Origin of the sequence: Paenibacillus sp. NPDC057967, assembly GCF_042887015.1 — a bacterium.
Taxonomy (GTDB): Bacteria; Bacillota; Bacilli; order Paenibacillales; family Paenibacillaceae; genus Pristimantibacillus.
The window spans coordinates 132,325-147,197 of record NZ_JBHVQB010000004.1 but is presented as its reverse complement, the minus strand read 5'-3'; the positions used below and the strand labels follow the sequence as shown (position 1 = coordinate 147,197).

Sequence of the window (14,873 nt, the reverse complement as noted above, 5' to 3'; positions counted from 1 at the left end):
GTGCTGCAAAAAGGGGACTGACAATGATTGTTGTAGCTATTTTGCTAATCATGGGATTTTCATTTGTTGGACGGTCTCGGATGGTGCGAAAAGAAAGTAGCAATATGCTCTTATGGTTGGGATGGATAATTGTAGTAATGGTCGTATTTCTTATTTTGTTTTTGGTGATGAGCAATTTGCATGAAGCTGCTCATCGTGTGGGGCATTGAAATGAATGAAGCCAACTACATAGGGGGTTAGTGAGTCATGAAATTTCTTGCAGGTCTACTGTTGCTAGCACTAATTGGTTGTGCTGCGGTCGGTTCCGAACAGGAGGAAAAGCCGGTTGCATTTGATTTTGTGTTCTCATATGGCGTGATGAACAAAAACGTATTGGATACGGTTCAAGGGACATATACCAAAGATCTTGTGAAGAACGGCACCAGCTCGACTAAACTGCATTTATCCGATAATGAAAAGAAGGAAGTGTATGCGTTAATGCAAGAAATCGGGTTATTTGATTATCCGAATGAACTTGAAGGAATGAACATTAAACCGTCTTCTGGCTACACTTTTCAAATCTTTGTAGATGGCAAAGAGCAGAACATCCGTTGGGAAGGCGAATTCAATGAAACCAAATCTCATAGAGAGTTTCAACGACTGACGGATACGATTATAGAGATGATTAGAAATAAAGAGGCTTATCAAGCATTGCCGGAGAGTGACGGCTATTATCTGTGAAAATTTGCGTGAAAAGGGGCAATGAAGATGAAAATTTGGGTTTTAATGATAATAATAAGTTCTGCTTTAGTGCTAGCAGGATGCAATGCCAGCACGGAAAAGATGGAAGAGAAGAAGAGCTCTTCCCAATACAATATGGGGAATCCAACACCTCAAGAGGTGTTAGAAGGAAGACCAGATGCCAACATTATGATGGTTCAAGATATCGTACTTCTTTCAGGCATAGATTGGGTGAATGAGGAAGAGCTAACAAAAGACGAATTGCTGCTAGAGATTACTTTGCAAACGGATGATGCAGCCAAGTTTGTAAACGGTGCTGCTAATGAATTACCTGTTGGGACGAAAGTTTATCGTGTGAAAGAGCGTGGAGATATCTTAATTGCAGACACGGATAAAGGTGATGTTAGATACTACAAATTAGTTGAAGGATAGTAGTCAAATAGGAGAAAAGTGATGAGGGGACAGCTTAGAAGCAGCATCTGTAACAAAAGAAAGACCATGGTTCCGATTCTGGACAAGAAGCTTTGATGTGTGGGTGCATGTCAGGGTCTTCGGGACTTGAATCACAAGGGATTATTACTCAATAATCGAAGAGGTACATAGGACTATACTAAAGCGAGAGGTACTGAGTGATGAAGTTGTTTCATTTTAGCGAGGAGTCGAACATTCCTTATTTCGAGCCAAGGACGATCTATAATCAGACTGAAGCACAGGTTTGGGCGATTGACGGATACCACGCTCCACACTACTATTTACCAAGAGAATGTCCTCGGATTTGTCTATGGACAAATGAAGAAACATCGGAGAAGGATATTGCGGATTTCTTCGGAATGTCAACTTCACGCAGAATGGTAGCGATTGAATCGAGATGGTATGAGCGGCTGAGTGCGGGACGTATTTATCGGTATACGTTTGAGTCGGATTGTTTCAGAGAACAGGACGTGAATGCGGGATATTATGTCTCTAATCAAAAAGTAGTGCCATTTGCGGTGGAGCGGGTGGATAATCTGTTCGCTGCCATTTTGAATGAAGGAATTGAGATTCGGGTTATCCCTTCTTTATTACCAATGAGAGACAAGGTACTGGAATCGACGATTGCTTTCTCTATGATTCGGATGCGTAATGCGCAGGGGAATGGTTAGACCTATGTACATGATCGAATGAAATGAGGAAATGCTTTTGAGAAAAACTACGGTTTTCATATTCATTTCTCTTCTGCTAATGAGCTGTTCTTCATCCAAAGATCCCTATCATGAGCTGCGTAAAAGTACGATCCTAGTTGATGCGCTAGGCACCAAAAATACAAAAAGAATAGACCAGTTCATGACAGCCATGAGCCAACAGAAGAGTGATGAGATCGGAATCGTTCATTATACCGTTGAGGGAGCCCCCATCGTTCAAGAGTTAGCTTTTGAAGGCGGCGATTATATTCGTTACTCATACGATAATTCAAGAGATAAGTATGGAGCGGATTATTCAGCCAGCACAACATGCCGCAGCTTGGAAATAAGACAGTCGGTAGAGGAAGATATTCATATCAGCAACTATGTCCTTACTGGCTGTGATGAAATCATCGGAGCCAGCGTTGGGGATGTGATATATGTGCTGACGTTGAGAAACTAGAAAGATGCGGAGGTAATAGGATGGAGAAGGCATTAATAAGCTGGGTCATCAGTTATTCAAAGAAATAGCTACTGACTTTATTAGGTGGTGCCGCGAAAGAACGAAGCGTCTCTTAATTATTTCACATGATGGGACGATAAGTAATTATAGGGTATATTTTGGTGAGATGGGATTGAGTCGGAAGGACTTTCTTGGCGAAGCCGGAATATATCACACTTATATCTGACAAAGGGACGTGTATTGATGGAAACGCAATCGCAGGCCACACCAGAAAATCGGCCTTACCCGCAGTTAATCTCTGGGTTAGGGGGCTGGCTGGTACTGGTTCAAATTGGCCTCTATGTCACCATGCTTATCTTGGTTTATCAAGTGATGAGCACGGTCAGCATTTTTGGGGACGGGACATGGGAGCTTTTTGCTGACAAAAGCTCACTGATTTATCATCCGATGTGGCAACCGCTCATCCTGTTTGAAATTATCTACAATGTTTTATTTTTTGCTTTTTGCATCTTCATTTTAGTATGTTTTTATAGCAAAAAAGCGATTTTGCCACGGTTGATGATCATTTACTTCGGCATCAGCTTGTTAGTTGTCATAGTTGATTACATCCTACTTATGCAAATTCCATTTGCACGAGATTTGGAGGATGCCAGTTCAATCAAGGAAATAATTAGATCGGCTGGTACTTGCCTGATTTGGATTCCCTATTTTATAAGATCAGTTCGTGTTAAAAATACATTTATTCATAAGTGAATTCGGATAAAGAATCTTCATGATAGACTTGATTCTGGATAATATTTGAATTATGGTGGGAGGAGACATTAGATCTCCTCTTTTTTGTTTTCGTGTATCGAATCGCTATTTATTTTCTATCGGTAAATAAATATCAATGGTGTTGTCTTCCTGGTCAAAGGAAGCCTTAGGAGCCCAGTACTCAAAATCGAAACACCGATTGATGCAGAGTTCTTGTTCGCTTATCCAATCATAGGTTTGACCTATTTCGTCTTCCGTTCCACGGTGTGTCACTTTTACAAATGAGCCAGCAGGAATCGTATGGTTTACAAACTCTTTCGATTTTTGCCCGAATTCGCATACTTCCACTGCTACCATACTTGTAAATGGAACATCAGGGGTCCATTGCTCATCCGGATAAATCTGAACTAAATACATACCATCATTTTTCTGATTCGGAATTTGATGACGTTTTTCTAATAGCCTTTCACGTAATTGAACGACAATGCCTTCCTCCAAATCTTGATTCAGAGATACTACAACTTGAAAACCAACCAACTTGGTGTCAGTTCGTTCCACTGTTTTCTGTACTCGTAACATAGATTGACAACTCCTTCATGACATCAAATTCAATTTAATGCCAACTAAGCATTGAGAAACTATTATACGTTACCTTTTTGCGAAAATCCATTTTGAGGAACCTATCTTACCTAATTTTTAACAATTTACGGACAAGGGTGATGGCATTGTACGATTTTTCAGAATTGGAAGGAAAGCGCGTTCGACTCATCCCGCTAGAAGAAGAGCATATGATGCCGCTTTTCAGATGTTCAAGAAACCCAGAGATTTGGGCTCATTTCCCTTATCGAATTGATAATGTAGAAGAGATGAGTGCATTCGTACAGCAAGGCTTGGAAATGAGAGAGCGTAAAGAACAGTTCCCCTTTGCGATATATGACAAGGAACTGGAGGCGTTTGTAGGCTCTACAAGGTTTTTGCGCATCTCAGAAAGCCATCAGAATCTGAATATAGGAACGACCTGGTACTCTCCTGCCGTTTGGAGAACAAGGGTTAATACGGAATGCAAATTTTTGATGCTCCAATATGCTTTTGAAGTGCTGAAGGTGATCAGAGTTGAGATCGTCACATCAATCGATAATATACGGTCTCAGCGAGCAATTGAACGATTAGGGGCAACTAAAGAAGGGACCCTTCGAAAGAAATATTACAATTTGGATTACGTGATTTATAGCATAATTGCTAGTGAATGGCCTTTGATCAAAAACAAACTGGAACATTTTCTTGCTGAGTAGTTCGTTGCTTATTGAAAAGCGTCTATAAAGTAAGCGGGCGATGGGTAATCAGTTCGCTGTTAAGTATACTATGTTTCACTATCTATCTGTACAACAGAGAGCTAAGATAGGCAATTGTTCATGTTCATTATAGAGGAGGCAGTTTCTATTAAAATATTATTCATTTGCAGCAGGAACAAATGGCGGAGCTTAACAGCTGAGAAGATCTTCAGCGCATACCCGATGTATGATGTAAGATCCGCTGGAACAGAAGAAAATGCCCGAATCAAGGTAACCGCAGGACATATCGGTTGGGCCGATCTGATATTTGTGATGGAAACAAAACATAGCAGAAGGCTTAAGACCAAATTTAGGGATGAAATAGCAGACAAATCAATCATTCGGCTTGACATTCCGGATGAATATTCTTACATGGATGAAGAACTTATCGAGCTGCTAAAGTCGAGAGTATCGGAATATATCGAAGTACCGGATTAATTTTAATTAGTTGAAGATAAGAGAGGAGGCAGATTTGTGAATATGGAGAAAAATCATATCTTATTGATGCCTACATTGGTAACCGAAAGAACCATTTTGCGTAAAATCTCGCTAAATGACGCTGCAGATATGTTCGAGTATTGTTCGGATGATAAAGTGTCACAATATACAATCTAGCATACTCATCACTCTATTGAAGATACGAGAGAATTTATACGCAATATTATAGAAAAATATGAACAGCAGCAGCTGGCCCCATGGGGCATAGAGTATAAATCTACTGGCAAGCTTATCGGAACATGCGGATATGTCAACTGGTATCCGAATCACGCCAGAGCCGAGCTGGCTTATGCTTTATCGAGGTCTTATTGGAACCAAGGCTATATGACTGAGATCGTAGAGAAGCTGGTTGAGATCGGATTTTCCATAATGGGACTTGTTCGTATTGAAGCTCGCTGCCTGACGGATCTTTGAGAGTAATGGAGAAGGCTGGTTTGCAATTTGAAGGAGTCATGCGCAAGTATGTTTTTTGTAAGGGCGATTATCATGATATGAAGCTTTATGCGCTAATAAAGGATGTCGAATAGGCTATGGCATCCAAAGACGCTTTATCTTTGAATAAGCTTGCCAATCATGCTTTACTTCTCATAACAATTGGTTTTGCATGCTTTCTATACACGGATGAATATGCGATTTTTCCGTGGGCTCAGCAAGAGTCGGGTTTAAAGTTTTTTCATTTGATCCTTACGATACCAATTGGATTTGTGCTAGCTTAATCATCAACTCGACGATCAGACGCCCGAGGCGAGGGTGGAGAATGTTGTTGCTCAATAACTATTCCATTATTGGTTTGATCCTTGTGTGCGGGTACTTTCCATTGTTGGGAGAGCTCAGCAGCATGGTTATTTTCATTGGGTTTTGTATCACATTGACACTATTAATTTTGGAAATTTACTTAATAGGCATTGATTTTAACATAAAGTTAAAGAAATCGGCTGATATCAAGGAGATTATGTAATGAAGTCAATTACGAACCCCATCATTAAAGGCATTGTCTTCGATATGGATAATACGCTGCTGCAATCCAGTATTGATTTTCATGCCATGAAGCGGGATACTTATTACTATTTGGTCGAAAGCCAATACTTGCCTACAGGTTGGAATTTGGATCAACATACGACATCGACCATTATTACACAAGCACTCTCCACCCAAAGTATGAGTCCAGAACACATCTCCGAGATGTGGGATATTGCGAAAAAGTATGAAGTGGCTGGAATGCGAGGAGCCAAGCTAGAGAGCGGTGTCGTTGAGCTTTTGAATGAATTACATGGTGTATATAACTTGGCCGTGGTTACGAATAACGCAGTGGAAGCAGCAGAAACAGCGCTCCTAGATAATGAGATTCTCCGATTCTTTGACCTCGTAGTCGGCAGGGAGAGGATGAACCGGATTAAACCTTCGCCTGATGGTTTTCAATATGTGTTGCAGCATTTTAAGAAGACATCCGCACAGGAATGGATCTCGGTAGGGGACGCATGGATTGATGGCAAGGCATCAATTGCCGCTGGAATCCCTTTTATAGCGTATAAAGGAGATCGTGTCAAAATGATTCAACAAGGCGTAGACCCTCTTGGCGAGATTACAGATATTAGAGAACTGAAGCGATATCTATAATAGCAAAGCAAACGGACAATATAAAAATGGAAATAAATAATCATTTTTGGATAACCATCCGATGCTTCTTGACGTCTAGTAGGTAGTAAATAAAAACAGACCGTACAAGGAGTGTAGGTATGAAGCCTTTTTTATTGAAACTTTCGCTCATTGGCAGCTTGTTAACTGTAGCCGCTTGTCAGCCATTGAATAAAACCAGTGATGCAGCTAATCCTTCTTCCAGTTTGGCTGAAGGGGTATCCAATAATCCAACCTTAAACCCGTCGCCTACAAGTTCACCAACCCCAACCCCAACCCCAACCCCAACCCCAACCCCAACTCCGGAACCTACCTCGGAGCCTATTGTTTCGTTGAAGCCTTTAAGTCCGATTTATTTGGAGGAGGGGGACTATACGGACGATGAATTAGCCATAGTGCAAGTGATAAATGCTCGATTGAAGTATTTGTGGGAGGAAAATGAAGAAGAGTATTTGAAATTATTATATGAGAGCAGCTCTTATAACGGGTTTCCTGTTTATAAAATAGAGAAAATTGAATTGCATAGCGATATCAGTATTCAAGAGCAAAAATATGTATTTCAAGCTGTAGCGGGCGTCATCGAATCAAGAGAGGACGGTCAAGAATTTAATTATCTATATGTATTGCTTAAGAAGAAAGAAAAAGGTGCCGTGTGGAAAATAGCAGACATTGATTAGTGGTCCATTTATTTTATACGGAAAGCAGGTGAGGGAATGTTAGTGAAGCAGCAGCTCCCTTATAGCAGCAGACTCATTTATGTATTTGTATCGTTTATGGCGTCCTGCATACTTGTCGTATCCGATAATTTTCAATCGATCTATCAAAGAATATCGGCAAATCATATCCAAAGTGTTCAAATGAGCAAAGCGGTGTATATGGATACGGATGGCGGAGCGAATATTCATCTTGAGCGGTTAGCGCTTAGTGAAGAAGAAGTGGGGAAGCTTGTTGAATGGCTGAATTCGATACCGGAATCCACGATTAGAGAGGTGCCGGGCTTTACGGCAAGGATCGATGCAGCTATTAAGCTTACAGTTACATCAGGAAAGACAATTCAAATGCAATATGATAAGGACCGCATTTATATCGAGAGGACAGATACGAGGTTCTATCCGGTAAAATATACGATTGAGCACAGCGAGTTAAAGGATTTTTTTGATAGTCATTTAAAAGGTTACTATTTCGGAAAGGACTCGTTAGACGTGTAAAGTCGAGTAAGAGGAGGATTATATGCATAGAAGAACAGTTGGCGTTGCCTTTATTGTAATCGCTGCTTTCTTGTATAGCGTTCGCTATCTAACTGCAGCTATATACGGGTCGAATTTGAGCTCTTGGAGCAGTGAACTATTTGCAGACATGTTAACTTATGTGGGGAGCGGTCCTTTGGTATTAAGCTGGATCGCTTTGATTGTGGGTATTGGTTTCTTTTATCCGGATATTCGTAAAGTGATGAAAAAAAAGTTCGTGACGATCGATGAAAATTGGAAAGAAGCCGAAATACATGTAGAGAAAAAGGATCAAAACTAGCGCTCTCTTCATGAATGCATATTCAATAATGGAAGATGATGGTACACTATCATAAGGATATAAGAGCCCACCTGAACAGGTGGGTTTTTCGTAAAATATTGGATCAGGCAATATGAAGGAGATAGGGTATGAGCTTGAAAACAAAAAACCTCAGTTTTGATATGCATCATTTCCATACTTGGAGGACATTCACGCTTGCCATTATCATGCAAGTGAGCTTGCTGATGTTTATTTGGACGGCTTTTTTGATCCAATCTGATTTGAAAGTCCCTCTCATGATACTGACTTTTCTTATATCGTTCATTACGCTGGTGTGGCATATTATTGAGGTCAGGAAGATCGTAAAACTTGTGGTTGCCCAGGACCAGCTGCAATTTGGGTCAATGATCCTTCCAGCGGACAATATCGATGAAGTCGTATTAGCCGGAGACCAAATAACGATTGAACTCGTTCACAAGATCCATTCCTATACCGTGCTTCGCCTCAAGCTAAAACAAAAAGCTCAAGCGAAACAATTGAATCAGGCGCTTCTTTTGTTTTGCGCAGAGCAATTGGTTGAAATAAAAGATGAGATGCGTATAGTATCACATGTAGTATAAGTGAGCAAGCGTATAGATTTTGTCATAAAGAATTCGAGTTATCAATCTTTGAAATGGAGTGAAATAATTGTCCGTATCCATTCATCATAAACTGTACACGATGTGCATGATTCAGAGCGGTACAAAAGTATTGCTCATCAATCGTCCCGATCATATGGGGTTTCCAGGTTACATCGCTCCCGGGGGAAAAGTGGATTTTCCAGAAAGCATAGTTGATGGAGCCATACGTGAGGTGCGCGAGGAAACGGGCCTAATCGTCAAAGATATAGTATATAAAGGACTAGATGAATTTTGTGATCCGTCGACAGGACTTCGTTCAATGGTATTTAACTATTCCGTAACGTCTTTCGAAGGTGAGCTGCTTTCGGAGCCTCCGGAAGGCGAGCTGGTATGGGTGGAGCGGGAAGCTGCGATGAACCTGCCTATGCAGGATTGGTTTCAGCGGAGGTTCCCGCTTTTCTTTCAACCAGGAACCTTTGAATTGAGCTTCATTTGGGATGGGAGCAAAGGGGAGACGCTCAAAGAAACGATTCGAAATTATAATGAAGCGGAAGAAACTAAAGTAGGAGCACGCCCTTCGAGCAGGTAAGATATTGCGACGATAGTCTGCAATAATGGCTGTCTATATCATGTATCTTCTATAATCAGGAGTGGAACTATTGCCACTCCTTATTTTTATTCGTATTTCTCCAGACTGAAGCCCTCACTAGCAGCCGTCTGATCGGATTCGTGACAAATGTAACTACTTGCAAAAAAACGAATTTGTCATACTTAAGTAACTGATGCGGAAAGGGTGATAGGGATGACAATAGCTTCCATGCAAGGTGTCCTGAAACGATACGGTTCCTACGTAGCGCTGGATTATATTGATCTGGATATTCATGAAGGGGAGATCGTTGGCTTGCTCGGCCCCAACGGAGCAGGGAAAACGACTTTAATTCAAACGCTTACCGGCATGCTCTCTTTTGAAAAGGGCCAAATCGCGTTGTTCGGACAGTCGAAAAATCCGTTTTCCAATGAAAATAAAGAGAAAATTGGCCTGGTTACGCAGGAGGTTGCGGTATTTGAGGAGTTGAATGCCAAGGAAAGCCTGCTGTTTTTTGCAGGCGTGTACGGTTTGAGAGGAGAAGAGAAGAAAAAGAGAGTGGAGGAAGCGCTTGAATTTGTAGGTCTCCGCGATCAGGCGAATAAAATGCCCGCCAAGTTTTCCGGAGGCATGAAGCGTCGGCTTAATATTGCCTGTGCGCTGACGCACCGGCCCAAATTTCTCATTATGGATGAGCCTACCGTCGGTATCGATCCGCAATCGAGAAATCATATTTTGGAATCGGTCAAAAAACTGCGGGACAACGGCACAACGATCCTGTACACCACGCACTATATGGAGGAGGTTCAGGAAATCGCATCCCGGGTTGTGATTATGGACCAAGGACAAGTGATTCAAGAAGGCACGGTTCAGCAATTAATTAAAACGATTCAACACGAGGAGAAGGTAAGCTTTGATGTATCCGCTCCGGACAACGTTCCGCTCAACAAGCTGGAGGAAATTGCAGGTGTTCAAAAGGTAGTGGCAACCGGAAGCCATATTACGGTTATATCAGCAGCCGGCGCAGGAAATCTCGATCGAGTCTTATCCGTTGTCAGGGAACATTCGAGTGTGCTCGCCATTCAGGCAGATAAACCGAATTTAGAGGATGTTTTTCTAACTTTGACTGGCAAGCAGTTAAGAGACAAGGGGGAATAGTTATGCGCGTGCTCGCTACCGTTCCATTTACGATGCTGAGGCTGGTCCGCAACTATATTGTTCTCATCCTGTTATTTCTTGTTCCAATCGTGCTCCTTACGTTTTTCTCTTTTATACTGTCTGGGATGATGACAGAAGACGGCACTCCTTACGCAGATTTCAATGCCCTTACGATGGTGCTAGTCTTCCAGCTATTCGGCGGGACGACCGTTATGCATTTCATTCATATTGATTTGTTTACGGTCAATCGGATGAGAATGTTTGCTCTGCCCTTCAATCGAACGATGTATGCTTTTTCGATTATGATGTGCGGAACGATGTACTCTGTCGTGCTCGGCATTCTGTTGATGATCTATTCTCAATTTGTTCTGGGTATTGCATGGCATAGCTGGGGATGGGTCATTTACCTAATTACTTTAATGTCGGTATTATCTAGTATCGTATGTGTGATATTCGCCAGCATTGCGAAAAATTTCAAGCTCGCAGAACGATTAAGTGAACTTTATGGTGTTGGCTTTGTATTGCTGGCTGGACTGTTTTTTCCGATGCCTCAAAACGTATGGTTTGACTTTCTCGGTTCTTATGGGAATCCGCTCACTTTGGCGATCGGATCAGTCACAGAAAGAAGCAGCGGTAACCTCGCGGAAGCCTGGTTTCAAGCCAATCTGTTATTGGCGGCGATTGTCATCTTATTCATCGTCATGTTGGTTGCGGGAAGGAGGCGAATGAGGTGACAATCTTTACTTTCGCATTAAAGAGAAGCTTCGGCAATCTCACGAATTTGATTTTTCTCACCATCGCTCCTCTGGCTTGTATATTCTTCCCTAATGCAGACCAATGGCCGTTATTGCCATACGGCTATCAATATTTTGGTATTGTGATTTTATTTGTTGCGATTCGACTAACTTCTATTATCCTTGAGGACCGGGCCAAAGGTGTTATTAAGCGATTATCGATTGCCCCTGTCAGTTACTTTCGTTATTTGACGCAAAATTTGCTGGCTTACGCTATTATTTTAATCATTCAGTGTGCCATCGTGGTCAGCGGCGGTATAATGTGGGGGCAGGAGCTGCACCAGCCCTTACCGCTACTATTCCTATATATCTCATTTAGTTTCACGGCACTGGCGCTTGCTTTGGCCTGGATTACCCTTTATCGTAATAAGGACAGCTCTTTTCTTGTTTATATGGCGCTTATCTTCCTCGTCGTCCTATTGGGAGGCGTGATGATTCCGCTTGAGATGTTCCCGGATCTATTAAAACGAGTTGCTGTGCTCTTACCGACATTTTGGCTAACGGAAGGCCTGAATTGGGTAGCGGATGGGAATGATGTTGCTGAATTCCTGCTCATTAATGGGGTGTTATGGCTATATACTCTCATTTTTATCGTCATCGGAAGCACAAGAAGAATGCAATAAGGAAAAGGGGTGAAGGATGAAATCTTTCACGGAACCCATACGATTCGTTAATGGCTGGCGTATTCTTAACCTTGTCTTTCTGGTTTATCTATGGGCGAGCGGCGAGTACGCTTCATCTGTTTTCATTCTGATCCTTCTAATATTGCTATTTACAAGCATGCGCTGGCGCTTCAAGTTGCCGGTGTGGAGCATTCTATTAGATACGGTCGTCTGTTTTCTTTATTTTCCCTATACCTCCATCGCATATTATGGTTTGTCGCTGCCTGTATTTGAATTGGCTCTGCGAGGAAAATGGCACTTCGCGCTGCTATTCTTCATAGCTTTATTTGTTGCGCCTTTCTCTCCAGAATGGTTGCTCTGGCACTTGGTGCTTGCATTGTTTTTGGGCCTCTTTTCTTATGTATCGTTGCAAAACCTGCAGAAGTACAAGCAGGAAGCAGATGAGCAGCGCAAAGCCAGATATGAGCTGGAGAAAATAAAAACGGACTTATTAGCAGCCAACCAGTCTGTATCGCAGCAGGCAGAGCTAATGGAGCGATACCGGATGGCTCGGCAATTGCATGATCACTTAGGCCATGATTTGACTGGCGCAGCCCTTGCTCTGCAAGCGTATGAGTATGTCCAAGAGCCCGAGGAAGCACATAAACTTCTTCAGGAAGTGAAACGTCGGTTGGACCACAGTACAAAAAGCTTAAGAGAAACCGTACATAATGCAACGCCAATTGCCTTGATTGGTGTCGAAAATTTGGAGTATGTCGCATGCAACTTTCCGCAAGTGGAGGTCCGATTTGAGAAATCAGGTGATTTGCTGTTTGTCCCCGCGCATCACTGGGGGCTTCTGGAAGCTTGTTTGAAGGAAGCTTTAACGAATGCAGCCCGCCATAGCGATGCTACGGAGATAGTCGTGAAGGTCCAGGCCGCCGAATCGATTGTTCGGCTGCTTGTGCAAGATAACGGAACGATACAGAAAAAAGAGCAGAGCGGAAGCGGCCTGAGAAGCTTGCAGTTGAGGGCGCGCTCCTTGGGAGGGAGCTTATCGGTCAGCGCAAACCATGGATTTTTGCTGGTTTGTGTGCTCCCGCTAAGAGAGAAAGGGTGAAGGGATGAAGCTGCTAATCGTTGACGATGATCCGCTTGTTTGTCAAAGTCTCCAGCTGCTGCTTGGGAAAGAAGATGATTTTGAAGTGGTCGGCGTGGCGCTTAACGGCCAGGACGCAATTCAATTGTGCCATCTGCAGCCTGATGTCATCCTTATGGATATACAGATGCCGACTATGGACGGCATTGAAAGCACGAAGATCATCAAGCAGCAATATCCCTTTATCTCGATTATGATGCTTACCACTTTTCAGGACGAACGTAATATTAGACTTGCCTTACAAGCAGGAGCGGAAGGGTATTTGCTCAAGTCGTCAACGATTGATAAAATGGCGGATCATATTCGGGCGATCACATCTGGAACAACCGTTCTAAGTCCCGATGTGTTAAAGACGATCATGGAACCGAGCAGAGACGCCTTGCAGGGATTAACAGAGCGGGAGTCCGACATCGTGGAGCTTGTGTCGCAAGGTTTGTCCAACAAAGAAATTAGCGAGCAGCTATATTTGAGCCAAGGGACCGTGCGCAATATGCTGACGACCATATTGGATAAGCTGGAGCTGCGCGACCGCACGCAGCTGGCGATCTATTATTGGCAGAGAAAATCACTCTGAAGTGGGTTGATGCTGATTGGGAAACCGTGCGAAGGAGAGATCGGGCAACAGAGCTAACATGGCCTACTAAAAAAGCTTCCAGCAACCGATAACGGTGCGGGAAGCTTTTTTGCTATTCAAGCAATAGCGGTATGCCTGCTTGCATGGAATAAAGCAGATCAAATTTAATGATTTTGTCCGGATTATTTTTGTAGTATCCTTCAGCATCCGTCGTTACGATTTTAGCATGATATTCGCCTTTGGCTACTTTCTTGCCAGAGCTGTCCTTTTGGTCCCAAGGAATCGTTGTTCGGATTGAACCATATCTCCATAGAATTTCACCAGTAAATGGCTTAGTCGTAAGTGTGCGAAGAAGCTTGCCATTGCTATCTGAAATTTCAACACTGAGCGTAAGCGGCTTGGTTAAGATGACAGAATCTTCTTGGCCAATATTAATGACATTCACAACAATAGGTGTAGTTCCGCCTAGTTTACTTTCATAATTCGTATGATGAAGCGCAGGGTTCAGCGGATAACCATAGAATCCGCCTGCACCTGTTACTGAACCTACATACCCTTGACTGTAAGACCAATCCGGCTTCTTCACCACATCCACCTTCAATGTATATTTATCTGGCGTAGCCATATAAGGGAAGGATGTTCTGAAGTTGATGGTATCCCCTTGCTGGAGCTGGGATATAGGCACATGATACGGATCATAAGGCTCGATAGCGCTGCTCACGCCTAACGTGTTGCCTTTGCTGTCCAGAATGGATAGGACGATATCACGGTCTTTAGGGATCACTTTATCAATCTTGACCGTACCTTTAATTTCAGGCATATCATCATCCAAGGCAAAACGAACGTTCAGGTTGCCCAGACTGACGTAGCCATCCTTGTCTTTCAGAGCTAGATCACGATCGTCTTCGTAGTAAATGTTCACCTGTGCCCGGTCGCTGCTGGTTGGCGCCGTATAGTAGACAGAAGCACCCAATTCATTAGAGAAGGAACGCAGCGGCACATACAGGGAACCTTTGTAATTCAGAATTTTGGTGTCCTCAGAAGCGAGCGTATGATCTTCCCCGCCTACATGAAAGTTGACATATACGGGCGTTAACTTCGCTCTTACCTCCTCCGATACAGCGGCAGCTGTGAAGACGAGTATCGCCATGCCGCAGATTAATCCCAATAGAAATTTTTTGATAATGGTCACTCTCCTTTAATGAATCAAAATCCCCTACATTTGGTGTATACCCGCTAATATTTGAAAAGTTGCGGATGTGATCCAATTTAAGCTATTAAGGAAAATAAATGGTTCATTACGCTGGAATATGA

21 protein-coding genes are annotated in these 14,873 nt (G+C 42.7%); 19 read left to right on the top strand and 2 right to left on the bottom strand.

The window, feature by feature from the left end:
• Nucleotides 1-246 precede the first annotated feature (246 nt).
• The 5 genes from ACFVSO_RS11040 to ACFVSO_RS11020 all read left to right on the top strand — a co-directional run bounded on the left by ACFVSO_RS11040 (nucleotide 247) and on the right by ACFVSO_RS11020 (nucleotide 3,096).
• Nucleotides 247-720 carry a hypothetical protein gene (locus tag ACFVSO_RS11040; protein ID WP_387473185.1) on the top strand — a complete coding sequence of 158 codons (474 nt, stop codon included), beginning with the start codon at nucleotides 247-249 and terminating at the stop codon, nucleotides 718-720.
• A gap of 27 nt (nucleotides 721-747) precedes the next feature.
• The gene (locus ACFVSO_RS11035) at nucleotides 748-1,152 is read left to right on the top strand and encodes a hypothetical protein (RefSeq protein ID WP_387473183.1); all 405 of its coding nucleotides are present in this window, start codon (nucleotides 748-750) and stop codon (nucleotides 1,150-1,152) included.
• A gap of 200 nt (nucleotides 1,153-1,352) precedes the next feature.
• Nucleotides 1,353-1,862 carry a DUF6886 family protein gene (locus ACFVSO_RS11030; protein WP_387473181.1) on the top strand — a complete coding sequence of 170 codons (510 nt, stop codon included), beginning with the start codon at nucleotides 1,353-1,355 and terminating at the stop codon, nucleotides 1,860-1,862.
• A gap of 37 nt (nucleotides 1,863-1,899) precedes the next feature.
• Nucleotides 1,900-2,343 carry a DUF4362 domain-containing protein gene (locus tag ACFVSO_RS11025; RefSeq protein ID WP_387473178.1) on the top strand — a complete coding sequence of 148 codons (444 nt, stop codon included), beginning with the start codon at nucleotides 1,900-1,902 and terminating at the stop codon, nucleotides 2,341-2,343.
• 243 nt (nucleotides 2,344-2,586) lie between these two features.
• Nucleotides 2,587-3,096, top strand: coding sequence for a DUF2569 domain-containing protein (locus tag ACFVSO_RS11020; RefSeq protein ID WP_387473176.1), 510 nt, complete (start codon nucleotides 2,587-2,589; stop codon nucleotides 3,094-3,096).
• A 105-nt stretch (nucleotides 3,097-3,201) separates the two neighbouring features.
• On the opposite strand, the gene ACFVSO_RS11015 is transcribed toward ACFVSO_RS11020, so the two are convergent.
• Complete coding sequence (locus ACFVSO_RS11015; protein ID WP_387473173.1) at nucleotides 3,202-3,675, bottom strand: GyrI-like domain-containing protein; 474 nt, start codon at nucleotides 3,673-3,675, stop codon at nucleotides 3,202-3,204.
• 140 nt (nucleotides 3,676-3,815) lie between these two features.
• Between ACFVSO_RS11015 and ACFVSO_RS11010 the strand changes: the two genes are divergently transcribed.
• The 14 genes from ACFVSO_RS11010 to ACFVSO_RS10945 all read left to right on the top strand — a co-directional run bounded on the left by ACFVSO_RS11010 (nucleotide 3,816) and on the right by ACFVSO_RS10945 (nucleotide 13,559).
• The gene (locus ACFVSO_RS11010; protein WP_387473171.1) at nucleotides 3,816-4,388 is read left to right on the top strand and encodes a GNAT family N-acetyltransferase; all 573 of its coding nucleotides are present in this window, start codon (nucleotides 3,816-3,818) and stop codon (nucleotides 4,386-4,388) included.
• A gap of 147 nt (nucleotides 4,389-4,535) precedes the next feature.
• Nucleotides 4,536-4,865 (top strand): low molecular weight protein tyrosine phosphatase family protein, encoded by a 330-nt coding sequence (locus tag ACFVSO_RS11005; RefSeq protein ID WP_387474255.1) that lies wholly within the window; start codon nucleotides 4,536-4,538, stop codon nucleotides 4,863-4,865.
• A 192-nt stretch (nucleotides 4,866-5,057) separates the two neighbouring features.
• Entirely contained in the window at nucleotides 5,058-5,339 is a 282-nt protein-coding gene (locus tag ACFVSO_RS11000; RefSeq protein ID WP_387474253.1) for a GNAT family N-acetyltransferase, read from the top strand.
• Nucleotides 5,340-5,882: 543 nt separating this feature from the next.
• Entirely contained in the window at nucleotides 5,883-6,542 is a 660-nt protein-coding gene (locus ACFVSO_RS10995) for an HAD family hydrolase (RefSeq protein WP_387473169.1), read from the top strand.
• 119 nt (nucleotides 6,543-6,661) lie between these two features.
• Nucleotides 6,662-7,237 carry a hypothetical protein gene (locus tag ACFVSO_RS10990; RefSeq protein WP_387473167.1) on the top strand — a complete coding sequence of 192 codons (576 nt, stop codon included), beginning with the start codon at nucleotides 6,662-6,664 and terminating at the stop codon, nucleotides 7,235-7,237.
• A 36-nt stretch (nucleotides 7,238-7,273) separates the two neighbouring features.
• Entirely contained in the window at nucleotides 7,274-7,768 is a 495-nt protein-coding gene (locus ACFVSO_RS10985) for a hypothetical protein (protein WP_387473165.1), read from the top strand.
• A gap of 22 nt (nucleotides 7,769-7,790) precedes the next feature.
• On the top strand, nucleotides 7,791-8,087 hold the full coding sequence (locus ACFVSO_RS10980; RefSeq protein WP_387473163.1) for a hypothetical protein: 297 nt from the start codon (nucleotides 7,791-7,793) through the stop codon (nucleotides 8,085-8,087).
• Between the two features lie 128 nt (nucleotides 8,088-8,215).
• Nucleotides 8,216-8,686, top strand: a complete 471-nt coding sequence (locus tag ACFVSO_RS10975) for a hypothetical protein (protein ID WP_387473161.1) — start codon at nucleotides 8,216-8,218, stop codon at nucleotides 8,684-8,686.
• 100 nt (nucleotides 8,687-8,786) lie between these two features.
• The gene (locus ACFVSO_RS10970) at nucleotides 8,787-9,275 is read left to right on the top strand and encodes an 8-oxo-dGTP diphosphatase (protein ID WP_387474251.1); all 489 of its coding nucleotides are present in this window, start codon (nucleotides 8,787-8,789) and stop codon (nucleotides 9,273-9,275) included.
• Nucleotides 9,276-9,488: 213 nt separating this feature from the next.
• Nucleotides 9,489-10,430, top strand: a complete 942-nt coding sequence (locus ACFVSO_RS10965) for an ABC transporter ATP-binding protein (protein ID WP_387473159.1) — start codon at nucleotides 9,489-9,491, stop codon at nucleotides 10,428-10,430.
• A 2-nt stretch (nucleotides 10,431-10,432) separates the two neighbouring features.
• On the top strand, nucleotides 10,433-11,164 hold the full coding sequence (locus ACFVSO_RS10960) for an ABC transporter permease (protein WP_387473157.1): 732 nt from the start codon (nucleotides 10,433-10,435) through the stop codon (nucleotides 11,162-11,164).
• Nucleotides 11,161-11,847: an ABC transporter permease gene (locus ACFVSO_RS10955; RefSeq protein ID WP_387473155.1), complete on the top strand. Its 687-nt coding sequence runs from the start codon at nucleotides 11,161-11,163 to the stop codon at nucleotides 11,845-11,847. The genes ACFVSO_RS10960 and ACFVSO_RS10955 overlap by 4 nt, the downstream gene beginning before the upstream one ends.
• Before the next feature lie 16 nt (nucleotides 11,848-11,863).
• Complete coding sequence (locus ACFVSO_RS10950) at nucleotides 11,864-12,946, top strand: sensor histidine kinase (protein WP_387473153.1); 1,083 nt, start codon at nucleotides 11,864-11,866, stop codon at nucleotides 12,944-12,946.
• 4 nt (nucleotides 12,947-12,950) lie between these two features.
• On the top strand, nucleotides 12,951-13,559 hold the full coding sequence (locus ACFVSO_RS10945) for a response regulator (RefSeq protein WP_387473151.1): 609 nt from the start codon (nucleotides 12,951-12,953) through the stop codon (nucleotides 13,557-13,559).
• A gap of 112 nt (nucleotides 13,560-13,671) precedes the next feature.
• On the opposite strand, the gene ACFVSO_RS10940 is transcribed toward ACFVSO_RS10945, so the two are convergent.
• Nucleotides 13,672-14,751, bottom strand: coding sequence for a T9SS type B sorting domain-containing protein (locus ACFVSO_RS10940; protein ID WP_387473149.1), 1,080 nt, complete (start codon nucleotides 14,749-14,751; stop codon nucleotides 13,672-13,674).
• Nucleotides 14,752-14,873 lie beyond the last annotated feature (122 nt).

Excerpts from the sequence above, each read along its gene's own strand:
- ACFVSO_RS11040 (WP_387473185.1), top strand. The coding sequence starts at position 247 with ATGAAATTTCTTGCAGGTCTACTGTTGCTAGCACTAATTGGTTGTGCT.
- ACFVSO_RS11035 (WP_387473183.1), top strand. The coding sequence starts at position 748 with ATGAAAATTTGGGTTTTAATGATAATAATAAGTTCTGCTTTAGTGCTA.
- ACFVSO_RS11030 (WP_387473181.1), top strand. The coding sequence starts at position 1,353 with ATGAAGTTGTTTCATTTTAGCGAGGAGTCGAACATTCCTTATTTCGAG.
- ACFVSO_RS11020 (WP_387473176.1), top strand. The coding sequence starts at position 2,587 with ATGGAAACGCAATCGCAGGCCACACCAGAAAATCGGCCTTACCCGCAG.
- ACFVSO_RS11015 (WP_387473173.1), bottom strand. The coding sequence starts at position 3,675 with ATGTTACGAGTACAGAAAACAGTGGAACGAACTGACACCAAGTTGGTT.
- ACFVSO_RS11010 (WP_387473171.1), top strand. The coding sequence starts at position 3,816 with ATGGCATTGTACGATTTTTCAGAATTGGAAGGAAAGCGCGTTCGACTC.
- ACFVSO_RS10995 (WP_387473169.1), top strand. The coding sequence starts at position 5,883 with ATGAAGTCAATTACGAACCCCATCATTAAAGGCATTGTCTTCGATATG.
- ACFVSO_RS10990 (WP_387473167.1), top strand. The coding sequence starts at position 6,662 with ATGAAGCCTTTTTTATTGAAACTTTCGCTCATTGGCAGCTTGTTAACT.
- ACFVSO_RS10985 (WP_387473165.1), top strand. The coding sequence starts at position 7,274 with ATGTTAGTGAAGCAGCAGCTCCCTTATAGCAGCAGACTCATTTATGTA.
- ACFVSO_RS10980 (WP_387473163.1), top strand. The coding sequence starts at position 7,791 with ATGCATAGAAGAACAGTTGGCGTTGCCTTTATTGTAATCGCTGCTTTC.
- ACFVSO_RS10975 (WP_387473161.1), top strand. The coding sequence starts at position 8,216 with ATGAGCTTGAAAACAAAAAACCTCAGTTTTGATATGCATCATTTCCAT.
- ACFVSO_RS10970 (WP_387474251.1), top strand. The coding sequence starts at position 8,787 with ATGTGCATGATTCAGAGCGGTACAAAAGTATTGCTCATCAATCGTCCC.
- ACFVSO_RS10965 (WP_387473159.1), top strand. The coding sequence starts at position 9,489 with ATGACAATAGCTTCCATGCAAGGTGTCCTGAAACGATACGGTTCCTAC.
- ACFVSO_RS10960 (WP_387473157.1), top strand. The coding sequence starts at position 10,433 with ATGCGCGTGCTCGCTACCGTTCCATTTACGATGCTGAGGCTGGTCCGC.
- ACFVSO_RS10950 (WP_387473153.1), top strand. The coding sequence starts at position 11,864 with ATGAAATCTTTCACGGAACCCATACGATTCGTTAATGGCTGGCGTATT.
- ACFVSO_RS10945 (WP_387473151.1), top strand. The coding sequence starts at position 12,951 with ATGAAGCTGCTAATCGTTGACGATGATCCGCTTGTTTGTCAAAGTCTC.